This is a genomic window from Nostoc sp. LEGE 12454 (assembly GCF_056620565.1).
Genome location: NZ_JBWQXL010000043.1, coordinates 37,675 through 54,392, shown reverse-complemented (window position 1 = coordinate 54,392; position 16,718 = coordinate 37,675). Strand labels below are relative to the sequence as shown.

Annotated in this window: 14 protein-coding genes; 4 read left to right on the top strand and 10 right to left on the bottom strand. The window is 44.6% G+C overall.

Translation table 11 applies throughout. The annotated features are described in order from the left end of the window. Positions 1 to 76: 76 nt before the first annotated feature. Complete coding sequence (locus tag AC1F2U_RS28180) at positions 77 to 322, top strand: SDR family oxidoreductase (RefSeq protein ID WP_480264137.1); 246 nt, start codon at positions 77 to 79, stop codon at positions 320 to 322. A gap of 270 nt (positions 323 to 592) precedes the next feature. Further along, entirely contained in the window at positions 593 to 946 is a 354-nt protein-coding gene (locus AC1F2U_RS28175; RefSeq protein WP_194046709.1) for a hypothetical protein, read from the top strand. 528 nt (positions 947 to 1,474) lie between these two features. Here the strand turns inward: AC1F2U_RS28175 and AC1F2U_RS28170 are convergent. The 3 genes from AC1F2U_RS28170 to AC1F2U_RS28160 all read right to left on the bottom strand — a co-directional run bounded on the left by AC1F2U_RS28170 (position 1,475) and on the right by AC1F2U_RS28160 (position 3,296). Next, entirely contained in the window at positions 1,475 to 1,711 is a 237-nt protein-coding gene (locus AC1F2U_RS28170; RefSeq protein ID WP_480264136.1) for a DUF4327 family protein, read from the bottom strand. Positions 1,712 to 2,550: 839 nt separating this feature from the next. Beyond that, positions 2,551 to 2,970, bottom strand: a complete 420-nt coding sequence (gene rbfA, locus AC1F2U_RS28165; protein WP_322673394.1) for a 30S ribosome-binding factor RbfA — start codon at positions 2,968 to 2,970, stop codon at positions 2,551 to 2,553. A gap of 119 nt (positions 2,971 to 3,089) precedes the next feature. Beyond that, positions 3,090 to 3,296 carry a DUF751 domain-containing protein gene (locus AC1F2U_RS28160; RefSeq protein ID WP_480264135.1) on the bottom strand — a complete coding sequence of 69 codons (207 nt, stop codon included), beginning with the start codon at positions 3,294 to 3,296 and terminating at the stop codon, positions 3,090 to 3,092. A 165-nt stretch (positions 3,297 to 3,461) separates the two neighbouring features. Between AC1F2U_RS28160 and AC1F2U_RS28155 the strand changes: the two genes are divergently transcribed. Continuing rightward, positions 3,462 to 4,319: a DNA adenine methylase gene (locus AC1F2U_RS28155; protein WP_480264134.1), complete on the top strand. Its 858-nt coding sequence runs from the start codon at positions 3,462 to 3,464 to the stop codon at positions 4,317 to 4,319. On the opposite strand, the gene AC1F2U_RS28150 is transcribed toward AC1F2U_RS28155, so the two are convergent. From AC1F2U_RS28150 to AC1F2U_RS28140, 3 genes are all read right to left on the bottom strand, one after another. Beyond that, positions 4,291 to 4,767, bottom strand: coding sequence for a PD-(D/E)XK nuclease superfamily protein (locus AC1F2U_RS28150; protein WP_480264133.1), 477 nt, complete (start codon positions 4,765 to 4,767; stop codon positions 4,291 to 4,293). The genes AC1F2U_RS28155 and AC1F2U_RS28150 overlap by 29 nt on opposite strands. 635 nt (positions 4,768 to 5,402) lie before the next feature. After that, the gene (locus tag AC1F2U_RS28145) at positions 5,403 to 6,623 is read right to left on the bottom strand and encodes a HetZ-related protein (protein WP_480264132.1); all 1,221 of its coding nucleotides are present in this window, start codon (positions 6,621 to 6,623) and stop codon (positions 5,403 to 5,405) included. Positions 6,624 to 7,028: 405 nt separating this feature from the next. After that, entirely contained in the window at positions 7,029 to 7,688 is a 660-nt protein-coding gene (locus tag AC1F2U_RS28140; RefSeq protein WP_480264131.1) for an L-threonylcarbamoyladenylate synthase, read from the bottom strand. Between the two features lie 179 nt (positions 7,689 to 7,867). Between AC1F2U_RS28140 and larC the strand changes: the two genes are divergently transcribed. Beyond that, positions 7,868 to 9,154, top strand: coding sequence for a nickel pincer cofactor biosynthesis protein LarC (larC, locus tag AC1F2U_RS28135; protein ID WP_480264139.1), 1,287 nt, complete (start codon positions 7,868 to 7,870; stop codon positions 9,152 to 9,154). A gap of 61 nt (positions 9,155 to 9,215) precedes the next feature. On the opposite strand, the gene AC1F2U_RS28130 is transcribed toward larC, so the two are convergent. The 4 genes from AC1F2U_RS28130 to AC1F2U_RS28115 form a co-directional block, all read right to left on the bottom strand. Further along, entirely contained in the window at positions 9,216 to 10,769 is a 1,554-nt protein-coding gene (locus AC1F2U_RS28130) for an NAD(P)H-hydrate dehydratase (RefSeq protein ID WP_480264130.1), read from the bottom strand. A gap of 77 nt (positions 10,770 to 10,846) precedes the next feature. Continuing rightward, positions 10,847 to 12,253: a family 2B encapsulin nanocompartment shell protein gene (locus tag AC1F2U_RS28125; protein WP_480264129.1), complete on the bottom strand. Its 1,407-nt coding sequence runs from the start codon at positions 12,251 to 12,253 to the stop codon at positions 10,847 to 10,849. Between the two features lie 236 nt (positions 12,254 to 12,489). Then, positions 12,490 to 13,899: a family 2B encapsulin nanocompartment shell protein gene (locus AC1F2U_RS28120; RefSeq protein ID WP_480264128.1), complete on the bottom strand. Its 1,410-nt coding sequence runs from the start codon at positions 13,897 to 13,899 to the stop codon at positions 12,490 to 12,492. Between the two features lie 115 nt (positions 13,900 to 14,014). Further along, a complete protein-coding gene (locus tag AC1F2U_RS28115) occupies positions 14,015 to 16,246 on the bottom strand; it encodes a family 2 encapsulin nanocompartment cargo protein terpene cyclase (protein WP_480264127.1) in 2,232 nt (743 codons plus the stop codon). Positions 16,247 to 16,718 lie beyond the last annotated feature (472 nt).

The window sequence follows — 16,718 nt, the reverse complement described above, 5'->3', positions numbered from 1 at the left end:
CCCTTACTTATAGAAATCGCCGAAAAAGATTTAGTTTAAGGTTTAATCTGATTGCTGCTCTCTACAATTATGAGCTTTGTCTCCCCAAAATAAAATCTTCCTGAGCGACTTTTGCAAGAGGTCTAATATCCAACCCGGCCCTGTGGATACCGACATGAACCCGGCGGAGGGTTCCTTTGCCGACACTATGAGAAGTATGATCGCCCTCCAGCGCTATGGTCGGAGTGAAGAAGTCGCCGACATGGTTTCCTATCTTGCCAGTGCAGAAGCTGGTTTCGTCACTGGTGCGAATCTGAAAATTGATGGCGGCTTCGCAGCCTGATTCGGCGGTAACAGAACGACAGGGTAATACTCTGGTTGCAAACTAATGAAAGCCTGTTACGTAGTAAGCACTTCAGTGCTTAACACAAGGACTAAAGTCCTTACTACAAACTTATTTACCCAGGAAAAAATACTCGTCTTGACAGACTAACGAATTACGTGCAGCGGTACTAGTGGTCTTTCAAGAAGACACTGCAAACTATCAGAGTGGGATTCAGACCCCTTCTTCCGGTAATATAAGTACTTATCAAGAAGTTTTAATAAAAAAAATATGTCTTCAATTCCTCTAACATTGAACTTAATTGAAGGTTCAGTCTCCTTCAGTTTTTCACCCCAAGCAGCACGAGAATTAAAGACAGCGACGGATCAACTGATGGAACGCCTGAAAGCGATCGCCGCTAAACCCACTCCTGGCGGTGGTAGAGTCACTCCCCAACCTCCCCTGGAATATCGTTATACGGGTGAAGTATTTTTAGAAGTTTTTTGTAATCCTAATATTTGGCCAACACCCTTCGCAGCCAAAGTTTTGCTGACTGTCCGCAATGTCAACATCCGCTTGACTACTGAAGCTGAACTTACTCGCATCATTGAAGACATTAATCAATATTTAGAGCAAGTAGGATAATAGTTCATCCGATTTTTCTGTGCTTTTCGAGATTTTTTCAGAAAAATACTATAAAAATTTTGGATTTTGTGAAAGTTGAGCCAGTTGCTGGCGGAGTTTCCCTTTGTTGTCGCAACTGGTGTCGGTTAGCCCGACTTAGCAAACTTTTCTAGACGGATTTTGGTTTTGAACAGCAAGCAGGTTATCACTTACTTGAGGGAAGCGATGCTATAAATTGCGAGTCAAGAGTGAAGTTCCTACACTTCTATCAGATCGATGTAGGAACTTCGCAGAATCTACATACTAAACTCAAGCCGTGACACCAGATGTACGCAACAAATGGTTTTTACGCCTTCTTTAACTTGAAAAGTTGTATAAATTCAGACTCAAATGCTTCTGTATTAATCAAAAATGCAAGATTCTGTATAGGGTAATGCTCATCAAAAACCAGAGATTATTCCCCTGATTGAGCGATGAATCGCTGATGGTGAGATTCACACATCAAAAACAAACCCCCAATCCCAAACCTGAAATCAAACATTGAATTGATTAGTCGTTGTCCCACTGTTCGCGACCAATTAGGTCGCCAATGCGATCGCGTAACAAAAAGTCACATTTCTCTAATTCACATTCAACGCAAACCCACTCTCTCGCTGGAATGTATTGGCAAAGGCTATATATTGGCTGTTGTCGGCTAACCATTCCCTTTTGCACCAGTCGGCGTGCTTCGTCTTGAATCACATCTAGAGAGTAGTAACTGATAGAAGGCACCGTATTCACACTCATGTTTTTTACTCACAAATTAACACTTACGATAGTGTTCCCGTTAAAAATTAGGAACAAACATTACAGAAATTAGACTTGTGGCTAAGATTTTGTAGTTTGCTATACGGAACTATTTTTATTTTGACGCTACATCTCCTGAAATTATCTCAAGAAATGTTAAGAAAGTCAACGAATCCTGACATTTATCGAAAATCCGCTTTACAAAAAAAATTCCAAGTAGTTAACTTAACCTGCTTATGTAGCTGGATGACTTTGATGCCACAAGTCTGAAAGTCTTGCCATTACTGTATTTAGGCAAGATTTGGTGGGTGGGAAGGGTTTATATGGCGATCTCTTACATATCAAATAATCACCTTAAAAACTGGATCTATAACTGCGGGTATTCATCTAAGGTAAACAACACAATAATATTTGTCAGTTTTTGTGGTATAAACTGTTACAAAATATAACGGACAAAGTATACTACGAAGGCTTTAACCATAGCATCTGTTAACAATTTCTTAAGTAAGCCTGTAATTTCTTAGTTAATTTCAGCACTAACACCATCCAGTTTTGTTTTGAAAAAGATCTGTAAAAGGGTCGAGTAATACTCTAATTCGTAATCAGGACACTCATAAACAGGAGTCAGAATTTCACAATTAGTGAATATTCCACCCATCAAGGAATGGAGTTTTAGCAAGGAAGAATATTTAAATCTTGTTTCGCCTATAAGAAGAGAAGTGTCTTGCTGAATTAGGTTATGTTCACATTAAAACAGACGCGATCTAGTCACGTCTGTAAACTGTTTGGCGGATTTGCTGAGATTAATTGTTCTGAAGTTACATTGTTGTTTTAGTTACTTATTCGGAGAATTCTTCGTCATTTTGAACAGTGCTGTCTTCTACTGCTTCCAGATTTTCTGGCGGGCGATCGTGGTTAAGTTGGTTTAGTAATGCCAATACTTTATTACCGCGTTCTATAGAGCGATCTTCGAGAAATATCACCTCTGGTGTACGACGTAGCCGTACCCGCGCCCCAAGTTCGCTGCGGACGTAGCCTGTGGCCGACTTTAAGCCTGCCATTGTTTCTACCTTAGCTTCATCTGTACCATAGATGCTGACGTAGATTTTGGCGTGTTGGAGATCGCCGGAAACATCAACATCAGTCACACTGACCATTCCGGTACCCACACGGTCATCCTTAATTCCGTTAAGCAGCATTTGGCTAACTTCCCGTTTGATCAGTTCAGCAACGCGGGAAACCCGACGATTTGTAGCCATAAAAATTTTGCCTCATCACAGAGGTTGTACGACAAAAATAGATGCAGGGTAGACAGTACTTAGCGGGAGCAACGCCAAAAGCAACCGTCTGTAGGGCACAGCCCCGATATAACGCTAGTCTAGATTGGACTCAAGCCCAGCATTGCCCGTAGGGTGAGAGTTAGGAAAACTAGGCTGCTCACAAATAAACCCAAAATAGCGATCGAGGTGACTGGGCGCTTCAACAGTGGCACTAATGGCGCAAAGGTGTTCAGAAACAGTCCTAAGACGATCGTAATTAAGTATCGGGGGTAGCGAAAAACGTTATCCCAAAATCCGTCAAACATCTGAATGTAAACTGCCTTGTTATATACTTACGTTTGTTTTGATATGCTTTATCTACTCAATTGTAATATATGCGGCTGGAAAATTAGTCAGTTAATCTAAAATTTGGCTTGTCGGTTATATTGGCTTTATTTAGTCATAATTATTTTCAGTTAAATTGTAAGTAAATGGTTATTCAAGCCTCGAAGGAAACTAGCCCGCGTCCATTTTTGAAGTGGGCAGGGGGTAAAAGTCGGTTGATACAGCAATATATTCCTTATTTTCCCAAAAGTTATAAAAATTACTATGAGCCATTCTTAGGTGGTGGTGCTGTTTTTTTCTATCTCCAACCAAGTGCAGCCATTTTAACTGATATTAATGCCGAATTAATTAACACTTATTGTTGTGTTAGAGATCGGGTTGAAGAATTAATTTCTCTCTTAAAAGAGCATAAAATCCAACATAATAAAGATTATTACTATAGTGTGAGAAACAACTCTAGTGGTACTGATATAGAAAAAGCTGCTCGTCTAATTTATCTTAATAAGACTTGTTTTAATGGTCTTTATCGGGTCAACTCACAGGGTAAATTCAATGTACCTTTAGGCAGATATGACAATCCCAATATTTGTGCTGAGGTTTTACTCAAAGCAGCCTCCGAAGCACTTTTTTATGCAGAAATTAAACAAGCAGATTTTACAGAAGTCCTAAATCATGCGACTAGCAGTGATGACTTTGTATTTTTCGATCCGCCGTACCATCCTATCAGTGACACTAGCTATTTCACTGCTTATAGCCAAAATTGTTTTAGTAAAAAAGACCAAGAACTTTTAAGAGATACTTGTGCAGAGTTAGCAAGTCGTGGCGTCAAAGTTATGGTATGCAATTCTGATAGTGAATTTATTAAAAAAATTTATACTGATATTAATTTTGAAACCTATAAAATTAAAGCAGCACGTTCAATTAACTCAAAAATAAAAAATAGAGGTGTGATTGATGAACTATTAATTACATCATTTAAAGATTTTTGTTTGCCCAAGCAATGAATCTATCTAAGCTATAAACTGCTAATAAATTATGGTTATCATTAACCCTTGCTTTCAGCCATTTGCTTGCGCCTTCTCGCATACCTTCACCGCCTAAAATTACGATAGTTGGTGCAGGATAATAGTGCTGAATGTTCATGTTCAAGTAAGGAAATTTTTCATCAACTGAACCGGGGCTTTCTTGCCATTTGCACTCGAAAATTAAACCAGATGGCATTGCAGATGAGCCGACAACATAAAAATCAACCTTCAGATAGGTATGATAAATTCCAGTTCCAATATAGACTTCTTTTCCATAACGTTTTGACAATAAAGTAGCATTTACTATAAATTCTTTTTGGACATAGTTCCCTACTTGGAAATAATTATGCCCATGTAAGATTGCTTCTACATTTGCTTCTAAAATATTCCCAGACTTATTTGCCCGTCCGCCTTGAGTCAGAGCCATCCTAAATCCCTCTGCCAAAAGTCCTGCTTATTATAGGATTTCACAGAAGCAGTAAAAAAGGTTCAGTTGCTTAATATGAATTTTTGATTTTGGCTAAATATGGTTGGATTAATAGGTAAAAAAGCCAAATTTATTGGTATTTTTGTACTAAACAAATACAAATGTATTAATAATTTGGATTAGGAACGATACTAATTTAGATAATAGTTAAAATAATGGATTTATCTTTAGTCTCAAAGAGCAACTATTACAAGCAACTACGCCATTTTTCTGGATCTTGGGAACAGTGCAAAATAGCATAGATCATAATTTACTGTTCATTAACTCGTAAAAAACGACGTAGGGAAAATGCCTAATTGTAGCGCGGCTATAGGTTTCATGAACAATCTGGTATGTGTTGGGGTGATGCTAACTTAAATTTAGGCAGGCATCAATACAGCGTAGGAACTCAGCGCCTAACCCAAATTCGCGCCCCTCGTAACAGTTATAAGCCTCAATAATGTTTAATTATACGGCTATAAGGATAGTTAACTTGTCTAGCCATGACGTTGAGAGATTCTAGCTTTTACGTCTTCAACAACCTCTGTAATAACTGGAATTTAGCTTGGATAAATTTTAGTTATTTCGCCTTGACTTCAACCTGTCTGGGCCTCAGTATGACCGTTGCGGATAGACCATGCGATTTCTAAAAGTTGAGTCCAGCGCTTTTGCAACTGTTTGGGGGTGCATTTGATGGTCTTGGCGATCGCAACGTCGTTTTCCCGTGCAGTTTTTAACTGCAATATTTGCTGTTGCTGTTCAGTGAGTTGATTTACAAAGATTTCCCACTGCTGGGAAGATAAACCTAATTTTTGCTCTAAACCCGCGCCTAACCATTGATGTACTAATTGCCAGTGGTGTTGCTTGGCAAACTTTTCTACGTGGTATTTAAAGCGTTGTTGGAGATAATCGCGCTGACGGCTAGTTAAACCGAGAATTTGGTCAATTTCTGGGGCTGAAAGGTCTTGAAGTTTCAAGCTGAGGTAGTTCATACAATCAGATTGACCTTGAGACTCCAGGTATTTCATCAATTCAGTGATGACGCGATCGCGTTCTGATTCTTCAGATGGATCGAAATTAGTTTGGGCAATCATTTGCGATCGCAGCTGTTGCACCGCCGAGTTACGCTGGTAAGATTCTGCTTCTTCACCCTTAGCAGACTCTACCGCCATTTCAATATCCACAGTGGTTTCTTGGGGCTGACGACGAGCAAAACCTTGGGCCCGCAAGATAATCAATTGCTGATTTGCACCACCAGGTAAATTGATCCGGCGTTTGGCATACTGTTCTGTAAAAGCCATGTATTCAGCTAATTGCAGCTGAGTACGCGGCGTGTGATTCTCTGGTAGTTCGTTTTCTCTACGGAAAGCTTTAATCGCTTCGATATAAAATGCTTGTAAAAAATCTTCAATCAGACTGTAACGAGCATCAAAGCCCAACTCGGAACCAGCTATAGTTACATGACGGTAAACCATAGCACCTAAATTGCTATGTAATTCCACGCGCCCTTGTTTGGAACCTAGTTGGTAGTAACGTAAGCACTTTTGCATCCGATGCCTTCCCAACGTCATCTGCCAGGATTTGATTTCCCCAGATGTTTGAATGCGAGAGCTTTTGTCGCAAATACGTTCTACTTCTACGGCTATGCGCTTTGCTAAAGCTTCTACACACTTGGGTGTTGCTTTCACTTGCGCTTGCATTTCCTCAGACAGCAATTGAATCAAGCGATCGCTGCTACTATTTGAAAATTCTTCAGTTGAAACGTGGTTCTCAAAAATTGGTGTAGAGTTTGGTAGATTGACGACGTTAGCTTTCATAACTTTTCCAGTAGTATTGCACCGTAATTACAACGCAGACACAGCAATCAAGACCGTCCAAGGCTTGTGAATCTTTAGGCATTCATCCATCAAGACTTGCCGTATATAATGCTCACATCTAAAGCTCATATATCAAAACTATAGGAAATACGAAAGAGTTACAGTTATGGCAATGTGTAGGTTTTCTTCACAAGCCACCATCTCAACGCTGGCACACGAGTACCCGCTATTTTCTTAAAGTTGTCAAATACCTTACTGTGCCAAGTTTTGCCACCATCCTCTTATATCCACGGCTTCACGGAACAGCCCATCATAGACATCGCTTTTAAATATGACAATTTTAAAACTGGAGTTATTTTTATCGCAATTTCCGAAACGGAAAGGTGCGCCTGTGAAAGGGGATTCTTATACCCATGCTGCTGCTGTTTCCCAACCTAAACCCCTCCGTATAATTGCTGCTTCGTCTCCAGTCATATCCAAGATGGTGGATACTTCATAAGTAGGTTCCTCGCCAGTGTCTACAATTATGTCTACCAACTTGTCCAAACGATCGAATAGCTCTACCCGCGACTGAATCGTTTCAGGATCTATCCGAATCATGCCATTATCTGCTTCATCTGGTGGCAGATGTGCTGAAGTGGAAATAATCGGATTGCCCAACGCTGCCAGCAACTCCAAACACACAGTATGGTTTGGTACTCTAATTCCAGTAGTTTTCCGCTTGGGGCTTTGCACCAATCGCGGTACTAACTTCGTAGCTGGGAGCAAAAACGTGTATGGCCCTGGAATCAGGCGTTTCATAATCCGATAGGCTGTGTCACTTACGAAGGCATAAGTTGCCACATTTGAAAGCGAGGGACATAAAAATGTCAATGGTTTATCGTTTGCTAGCTGTTTAATTTGCCGCACTCGTTCTACCGCCGACTTAGCATTCAAATCACAACCGATCGCATAGACTGTATCAGTAGGGTAAAGCATGACTGCGCCACTAGAGAGCGCCGACTTTATTTCCTCTATTCGGCGAATTTGAGGATTATCCGGATGAACTGGGAAAATTTTTGCCATAGGACGGGGATTGGGGATTGGGGATTGGGGGGCAGAGGGGCAGAGGGGCAGGGGGGCAGAGGGGCAGAGGAAGAAGAACTATTAATTATTGATCAATTCCCAATGCCCAATGCCCCATGACTAATGACTAATGACTAATGACTAATGACTAATGACTAATGACTAATGACAAATTTATTATGAATAAAATCGCTTATCTTCAATGTCCGACAGGAATTTCTGGTGATATGTGCCTGGGTGCTTTGGTAAGTTTGGGTGTTCCTGTGGAGTATTTAATTGAAAAACTTAATGGGTTGGGTATTGAACAGGAATATCAGTTAAGGGCAGAACTTGTCCAACGGAATGGTCAACAGGCAACTAAAGTCCATGTGGATTTAGTACACGATCGCCATCACCACCATCAGCACGATGGCGAACACAGTCACCATCACACACGCCACTTGCCAGAAATAGAGCAGATGATTCTCAAAGCGGGGTTGCCATCACGGGCAGAAGCTTGGAGTTTGGCGGTATTCCGACAGCTAGCGGTGGCAGAAGGGGCAGTGCATGGCATTGCACCTGAAAAAGTTCATTTTCATGAGGTGGGTGCTATAGATGCGATCGTAGATATTGTGGGTACTTGCCTGGGGTTGGATTGGTTGGGGATTGAGAGCAATGATGAAGGATTGCCCCTACTTTACTGCTCGGCGTTTCCGACTGGTGGCGGCACTGTTCGGGCTGCACATGGTCAGATGGCAGTACCAGTCCCAGCGGTATTAAAGCTGTGGGAAATGCGGGGTTGTCCAGTTTATAGTAATGGCATTGACAAAGAATTAGTAACACCAACAGGAGCCGCGATCGCCACTACTTTGGCAAGAGATTTTGGTTCACCACCTGCGATCGCTATCAAGCAGATAGGACTGGGAGCAGGAACCATAAATTTACCCATTCCCAATATTTTACGCCTCTGGTTGGGTGAAAGCACAAGTTTACAGTCAAATTTCAGTGATTCTGAAGAAACTAGCTCAAATTTGGAAACCATCTCTGTATTAGAAACCCAAATTGATGATTTAAGTCCACAAGCTATCGGCTATGCATTTGAGGCGTTGTTTGCGGCTGGTGCGCTGGATGTTTTTACCCAAGCGATCGGTATGAAAAAGTCGCGTCCAGGAATTTTGCTAACTGTGATTTGTTATCCAGAAAATTTACTCAGTTGTGAAGCCGTTATCTTCCGCGAAACTACAACCTTGGGTATTCGGCGAACAACTCAGCAACGCGCCATCTTACAACGGGAAATTCAACAAGTGGAAACGGAATATGGCAAAGTGCGCGTGAAAATAGCATGGAAAGGGCGATCGCCAGAAAAAGTTATTGCAAATGTGCAGCCAGAATATGAAGATTGTGCAGACTTAGCCCGAAAGCATGATATTCCCTGGCGCGAAATTCAACGGTTGGCGCTACAGCGTTGGTATTTAGTCAATCCCTGATCCCAATTCCTCATTCCTCGTTTCCTCGTTTCCTGTCGGAGACTGGGAACGAGGAATTTGACTAAGTTAGAGCTTTCATCAAATATTGTGTCAATGTAAACGCATCTACACCCAATTCGGTACGCTCTTGGGCTGCTAAAATACCTGCTTGCGAATGCCACCAAGCGGCAGTTGCGACAATATCTTCTACAGGAATCTGTTTAGTTCCTGCTTGCGCTAACAATCCACCCAGTAGCCCAGTTAACACATCGCCGCTACCACCACGCGCTAAGGCGGGTGTGCTTTCAGGAACAATCCAAACAGCACCTTGAGGGTTTGCGATCGCAGTTCTTGCCCCTTTCAACAACACTATCGCCCCACTTTGCGCGGCCGCTTCTTGTACGGCTTTCACTTTGTCGTGTTTGGCATCGGCGACATCAGGAAACAATCGCTCAAATTCGCCAGTGTGAGGTGTGAGTACGGTTACTGCTTGGCGTTTTTTTAATGTGGCGATCGCTCCCATTTGTGCCAAGATATTCAAACCATCGGCATCGAGAAGCAAAGGGCGATTGCTATCGATCGCTTCTTGCACAATGGGCGTAGCATCTCGTGTTAAACCGGGGCCACAAGCGATCGCATTAAAGGAACTCAGATCGGTGTTTTGTGGTAATTTTAGGTGGGCGATCGCTCCACTTTCCGTCTCTGGACAACCGACAATTAACGCTTCTGGCAAGTGTGATACCAAAAGAGATTTCAAGGATTCGGGTACGGCAATCGAAAGCATCCCGACACCACTAGCCCTAGCACCCAAACCAGTTAAAATTGCTCCACCTGCATAGCGTCGCGAACCGCAAATCAGCAGTAAATGTCCTTCCTTATATTTGTGAGTAACTGCTGGACGGGGTAAAGGTAAAGTAGCAAGTGCCTTTGCTCGTGTAATAAGTTTAATTTTAGGTGCATCTTTGAGAACAGCTTCTACATCAGCTAAAGGAATATCAAAATCGATTAACTCAGCTTTACCAAGATATTCCAACGCTCGATCTTGGAAGAAAGCGAGTTTCCATAAACCTAAGCAAAATGTGTGAGTGGCGCGAATGGCAGTTCCCAATACTTCGCCTGTGTCGGTGTGTAAACCTGAAGGTAAATCGATACTATAAATCGGTATAGATAATTCATTTAGCTGATTAATTGCAGAGGCAATGGGATCGGTCAAATTTCTTTCTAAACCAAATCCAAACAAGCCATCAATCAACAAATCAGAATCTGGCAGTTGCTCAATTGTTTGATAAATTAGAATGCCCAAACTCTGGGCATATTGCAAGTGCTGCGAAGTTAATTCTTTAAGCTTAGAAAAAGGAGAATAAATCCAAACCTCATACCCGCGAAAGTATAATTCACGGGCTACGACTAAAGCATCGCCGCCATTATGACCGGGGCCGACAAGAATTCCTACACGAGATACTCTTAAGAAAGGGGTGTTTGCAGGAATTTCTGGAATGCGACGGGCAATTAATCCCGCCACCTTTTCCATCAAAGCAACTACAGGCATTCCCGCTGCAAAGATCCGCTTTTCAATATCGCGCATCTGCCCAGCAGTCACTACCACTTGCGAAATTTGTTCTTGCCTATCTTGCATTAGTCCTGAGTGGTGAGTTATGAGTTTCAGGGTAACTGAAAGTTTAGCAAAATTGACTCATATTCCACTCAAAAAAGTTACAAACCGATTTCCACATCTTCGAGGATGCCAAGTGCGTCGGGAATGAGGACAGCTGCGGAGTAGTAGGCGGTGACGAGGTAGGAGATAATGGCCTTTTCACTGATGCCCATGAATCGGACGGACAAACTAGGTTGGTATTCATCGGGGATACCAGTTTGATGTAAGCCAATCACACCCTGATCTTTCTCACCAGTGCGGAGTATAAGGATAGAACTGGTCTGATTCTTAGTAATCGGGATCTTGTTACAGGGAAGAATTGGTACATTGCGCCACGTGATTATTTTGCTCCCATCCATGTCTATGGTGTCTGGATAGACGCCTCGACGGTTGCACTGGCGACCGAAGGCTGCAATAGTGCGGGGATGAGCCAAGAAGAACCTCGGCTTCCGCCGACGGGTGACTAATTCATCAAGGTCATCGGGAGTGGGGGGACCACTGCGGGTGTAGATGCGCTGTTTGAGGTCGGCGTTGTGCAACAATCCAAATTCGCGGTTGTTGATCAACTCGTATTCTTGACGTTCCCGCAATGCCTCAATCGTCAGCCGCAATTGTTCTTCGGTCTGGTTGTATGGTTGATTGTAAAGATCCGCAACGCGAGTACTTACTCGCAACACAGTCTGAGCAATGCTTAACTGATATTCGCGGGGTGAAAGTTCGTAGTCAACAAATGTTCCCGGTAATGTCGTCTCAGTGCTATGACTGGTTGACAACGCGATCGCAGCTTCTCCGTACTTGTTTTGTGGAAGTTCTGCGCGAGTCCTAAACTGCTCAAGTTGAGCCTGCAACGCCTGCGACTGGTTGAGCTGTTCTCGAAATGCCTGTTGTGGTAGCGCCAATACGGTGCATCGGGTCACAGCTTTGACGGTGAACTTCCAATTGCTTTCTGACTCCACTAACACCTGTTCGCCAAAATAATCACCGTCAGCTAGCATATCCAACAGAGGCTGCTCGTCATACTTGCCAATACCAATCTTGTTCACTTTGCCATGTGCGATCAAGAAAAGCTGATTGGCTGGCTGACCTGACTGGACAATGATATCACCAGCTGCGAACTCCTGCTGAACAAACCGACTTGCCAACGCCCTCAGCACCTCGGTATCGTCAAACCCTCGCAGCAAGGGCAACTCACCAAGTTCTTGGGGAATCACCTGCACTGCCGCTCCAGTGTTGGAGAAACTCAACCGTCCATCACCCACAGTATAGGTCAACCGACGGTTAACCCGATAAGTGCCACCCTTCGTCTGCACCCACGGCAACATCTTCAACAACCACCGCGAGGTAATTTCCTGCGTCTGCGGTGCAGATTTGGTGGTGGTGGACAAATTACGCGCAGCATCTTTACTCAAACTCAGTTGAGGTTGTCCACTCTCAACATTTAAATTTGATTCAATAAAATCCGTCATCACCTCATCCTCTAGTTACTAATAAAAGTGCGTCAACTGCCACATAGCTTCAATTGCATACAGCCTTTTGCAGAGAAATAGACCACGCAGTAGGGGCACAGCAATGCTGTGCCCTTACCAATATTTGTGGTTTAATTAACTGAAAATTGCTGTAATACTTGTAAGCTTTGATTTATCAGCAGCATTAAAGCCAAATTAGTTCCATCTGCCAGTTGCCTAAATCCTTTCACGAATATTTAGCGCCCGATTTCGACATCTTCGAGGATGCCAAGTGCGTCAGGAACGAGGACGGCTGCGGAGTAGTAGGCGGTGACGAGGTAGGAGATGATTGCCTTTTCACTGATGCCCATAAATCGAACAGACAAGCTGGGTTGATATTCATCGGGGATACCAGTTTGATGTAAGCCGATTACCCCTTGTTTTTCTACACCAGTGCGGAGTAAAAGGATAGAACTGGTGCGGTTATTGGTGATGGGGATCTTGCTGGAAGGAAAGATAGGTACGCCGCGCCAAGATGTGACCTGAACGCCGTTCACATCTACGCTTTGTGGATAGAGACCCAGGCGGTTGGCCTCACGACCGAAGGCAGCGATCGTCCGGGGGTGAGCCAGGAAGAATCCCGGCTCCTTCCATACTGTCGCCAACAGTTCGTCCAAGTCATCGGGGGTAGGTGCGCCGCTAGTGCTGTAGATACGCTGTTTGAGGTCGGCGTTGTGCAGCAACCCGAATTCGCGGTTGTTGAGCAACTCGTGTTCTTGACGTTCCCGCAATGCCTCGATAGTCAGCCGCAGTTGTTCTTCTGTCTGGTTGTACGGTTCGTTGTACAGATCGGCTACCCGCGTACTTACTCGCAACACCGTTTGAGCAATGCTCAACTCATATTCTCTGGGTTTGAGTTCGTAATCGGCGAAGGTTCCCGGCAACTCAGCCTCTTGGGGATGATTAGCCGCCAGCTCAATAGCGGCTTCACCTTGGGGAGTCTGTGGCTGGCTCAGGCGAACGCGGAACTGTTCAACATGAGTTCGCAACGCCTCAGACTGAGCGATCGCCCTCTCAAACACCGCTTGAGGCAGCGATAAAACGATGGTTCTAGTAATCGCCTTGAGGGTGTACTGCCAAGTATCTTCCGACTGCACCACAGTTTCATCGCCGAAATGGTCGCCGTCAGCTAGCACATCGTACACGATCTGCTCGCCATACTTGCCAACACCAATCTTGTTGACCTTACCACGAGCAATTAGAATCACGCGATCGGCAGGCTGGCCAAGTTCAACGATTACATCATCTGGAGCGTACTCCTGCTGAACAAACTGGTTTGCTAACCCGATCAATACGTCAAGGTTGTTAAACCCTCGCAGCAAGGGCAACTCAGTAAGTTCCAGGGGAATCACCTGCACCGCAGCTCCAGTGTTGGTGAAAGTCACCCGTCCATCACCCACGGAATAACTCAACCGACGGTTGACCCGATAAGCGCCACCTTTTGTCTGCACCCACGGCAACAGTTTCAATAACCACCGCGATGTAATTTCCTGGGTTTGCGGTGCAGATTTGGCCGTTGTCGCCAAATTCCGCGCTGCTGCTGTACTTAAAGTTAAATGGGGCTGCTGATCTTCTACATTCAAATTGGGATCGTTAGAATACGTCACAACTTAATCCTCCACTTTTTAATTACTAAAAAAACCGATTTCACGCGATCGCACACTGACCTTGAAAACTCTATTCACCGACAAAAAACCTAACTTCATTGACCGAGTAATGACCTTAAACCCTTACCGATCCAATACGCCTAGCTGAAGTACCCAGCCCTCTGGGCCCGCTAAGTAGCCGCCCTGCTAAGGAATTACGCAATTCAAATTCCTTATAGCGGTCTACCGTTATATGCCATTTGAGGACGCCGCACATCCACTGCTCTAGTTTCTTGACGTATCCGAGCAGTTTCTCGCGGGTACTTGCATCCAGGTTGAAATCATCGAAAAGAACCGGCAGTTCGGTGGCGACGATGAGTTGAAACTGGAGCGCCCTAGAGGTCATCAGGTTGTTGACAACTTCAACAGCCTGTGGTTTACCGCAGTTGAGGAAATTCTGAACGACCAGCACACAGTTATGGATTTCGCCCTCGAATTCGATTTCTTTCTGATAGGAAAAGATATCGTTGGTAAAACAGGCGAAGTCGGCGGCGGAATTATCAAGCGATCGCATCGTTCGGGTGCGGTAAATCTCCTGCGGGATCTCGCTCCCCTGAGCCAGTCGGGACAGACTCATGGTCAGATCCGAGCCAAAGGTCTTACGGCGCATTTCAATATAATCTATCGGGTCGGGAATCCGATTTTGGATCTGGTTGGCGAGTTCCCACACCCAGCTGTCAGTCATATCCTGGATTGCGCGGCGGAACTGAGTCCGCGCGTTTGTGGACATGGGGCCAGCAGTGCGAGACCAAATATCTGCCAAGCCAGCTTCCACCGGATTGGTCGGAACCTCGCTGGGGGTGGAGTCATCCAGAGGCATGAACGCTGATAGTCGGGCATTGAACACTTTCGCACCAGCCATGTTGCGGTTATTCCCGTAGAGTGCCGGGAAGTAATCGTCGGCATAGGTTCCCCAAACAAGCCAGCACGCTGTCAGATTCAGCTCAGGACCAGACCCATTCGGATGGATCAACGCACCGCAAAGAGCTACGTCGGCAACATCAAACTTGTGGTCATCCCAGATGACGGCATCAGGAATCCCAGGTAGTGATTCCAGCATCCCCATCTGGCGCGCCCATTCCTTGGAATGCTTCCGCGCAGCATTCAAATGGGGATTCAAGCTTGTGGTGAAGGGCATATAAAACTTCGGCAGCGTTACTGGCCCAACAGCCTGGTATGGAACGTGAGTAAAGCTCTTGAACCTTCCCAAACCCAAGGCGGCATATAACGATTGAATACGCGCAGCCGATGTGCCTAGCCCTGTAGGGCCTCCCAGAACCGTAGATGTTGGAGAATTGTCTCCTCCCTTGTTCATGTAACGGCTCGATCGCATGTGCCACTCGTGACCGCCTGACTGCCAGTCCTGAAGTCCTTTGATGTAAAGGAGAACGTTCACACGAGCCACTGGGTCTAGTCTGTACTCCTCAAAGAGGGGGGGCAACTCGGTGACGGCAGTGTTATCAAACTGGTATAACCGCGAGGTCAGCAGTTCGTTGGTGAGGTTAGCCGCTTCTTGGGTACTCACATTCAAGAAGCGCTCCAAGACCAACACGCAATTGGCATTTTCGCCTTCATCCTCCACTTCTCTCTGGTAAGAGAATAAATCGTTGCGAAGATGCACTCCATCAGCAAATGTATCTTTGAGGATACGCATTGGCCGAGTCGAGGCGATTTGGGGCGGAATCTCTATAAATACGGCGTGTTCGACGAGATCCGCTGACCACGGAGCGCCACCAACCTTGCGGCGCATTTCGATGTATTCGATGGGGTTGGCAACCCGATCCTGGTTGATATTGGCGAGTTCCCACAGAGACTCTTCCAGAAGGTTCTTAGTACTCTCGAAGAATCGAAGTCGCCACTCCACAGATTTAGTAAAGGCGGTGCGAGACCACAGGTCGGCCAAGCCGCACTCCACGGGGTTGGTAGGTACTGGCGGGGTTTCGGTGGGGTAAATTGGCATGAACATTGGTAGTCTGCCGAGATACTCCTTCGCCCCAGCCATGTCTTGGGTACGCTTATAGATTTCCAGGAAGTGATCGTCGAAGAAGAACACCCAAACATACCAGTCGGTCACTAGGTCAAGCTCCGTTCCTGGTGCATCTGGATGGGTATACGAGCAAAGCAAGGCGTAGTCGTGAGCATCGAATGTGCGCTCGTCCCAGATAACCGAGCTTTCCGCTTCCTCTTCTGAGCCAAGTATCCCCATCTGGTAAGCCCAGGCTTTGGAATGGACTCGTGCCGGTTCCAGGTTTGGGTTCAGCCGTGCGGGCCAAGGCGTGTAAAATTCTGGCAGTTCAAAGGGTTGCATGATCTGCGCTAAACCTCCTCTGGGGTCTTCTTGCTATCTTTGTTTGGTGGCCGATCTGAGCATCGTTGCAGTTCACAAGTATCATCAGCACCCAGCTAGATCCCCACATGTGGTTTGCTCGTGGTGGCTCGTTTCAAGGCGATAATATCTAAATAACGAACTATAGGACTAATATTTGAAGTTGTTGGCAAATAAATTTTAATTACTGGATCGTGGTGTTCTCATAACTTTTCATAGTTGTAAATAAAAAGCAAGCCGTACATTGAAGCCGTTAAGCAAATAGTTAAATCAAAAATTGAAGAATTAGAAGACAGTTAAGACAGTTAAGACAGTTAAGCAGATAATTAAATCAAAAATTGAAAACAGTTAAGACAGTTAAGACAGTTAAGCAGATAGTTAAAAGATTTAAGATAGTTATTAAAGAAAAAATACTTATTGTTAATTTTTGCAACTAATGTCCATTAAGGCATCA

Bases quoted from the DNA above. Each gene is read 5' to 3' on its own strand.
- AC1F2U_RS28175 (WP_194046709.1), top strand. From the start codon at position 593: ATGTCTTCAATTCCTCTAACATTGAACTTAATTGAAGGTTCAGTCTCC.
- AC1F2U_RS28115 (WP_480264127.1), bottom strand. From the start codon at position 16,246: ATGCAACCCTTTGAACTGCCAGAATTTTACACGCCTTGGCCCGCACGG.
- larC (WP_480264139.1), top strand. From the start codon at position 7,868: ATGAATAAAATCGCTTATCTTCAATGTCCGACAGGAATTTCTGGTGAT.
- rbfA (WP_322673394.1), bottom strand. From the start codon at position 2,970: ATGGCTACAAATCGTCGGGTTTCCCGCGTTGCTGAACTGATCAAACGG.
- AC1F2U_RS28150 (WP_480264133.1), bottom strand. From the start codon at position 4,767: ATGGCTCTGACTCAAGGCGGACGGGCAAATAAGTCTGGGAATATTTTA.
- AC1F2U_RS28160 (WP_480264135.1), bottom strand. From the start codon at position 3,296: ATGTTTGACGGATTTTGGGATAACGTTTTTCGCTACCCCCGATACTTA.
- AC1F2U_RS28170 (WP_480264136.1), bottom strand. From the start codon at position 1,711: ATGAGTGTGAATACGGTGCCTTCTATCAGTTACTACTCTCTAGATGTG.
- AC1F2U_RS28155 (WP_480264134.1), top strand. From the start codon at position 3,462: ATGGTTATTCAAGCCTCGAAGGAAACTAGCCCGCGTCCATTTTTGAAG.
- AC1F2U_RS28145 (WP_480264132.1), bottom strand. From the start codon at position 6,623: ATGAAAGCTAACGTCGTCAATCTACCAAACTCTACACCAATTTTTGAG.
- AC1F2U_RS28140 (WP_480264131.1), bottom strand. From the start codon at position 7,688: ATGGCAAAAATTTTCCCAGTTCATCCGGATAATCCTCAAATTCGCCGA.
- AC1F2U_RS28130 (WP_480264130.1), bottom strand. From the start codon at position 10,769: ATGCAAGATAGGCAAGAACAAATTTCGCAAGTGGTAGTGACTGCTGGG.
- AC1F2U_RS28125 (WP_480264129.1), bottom strand. From the start codon at position 12,253: ATGACGGATTTTATTGAATCAAATTTAAATGTTGAGAGTGGACAACCT.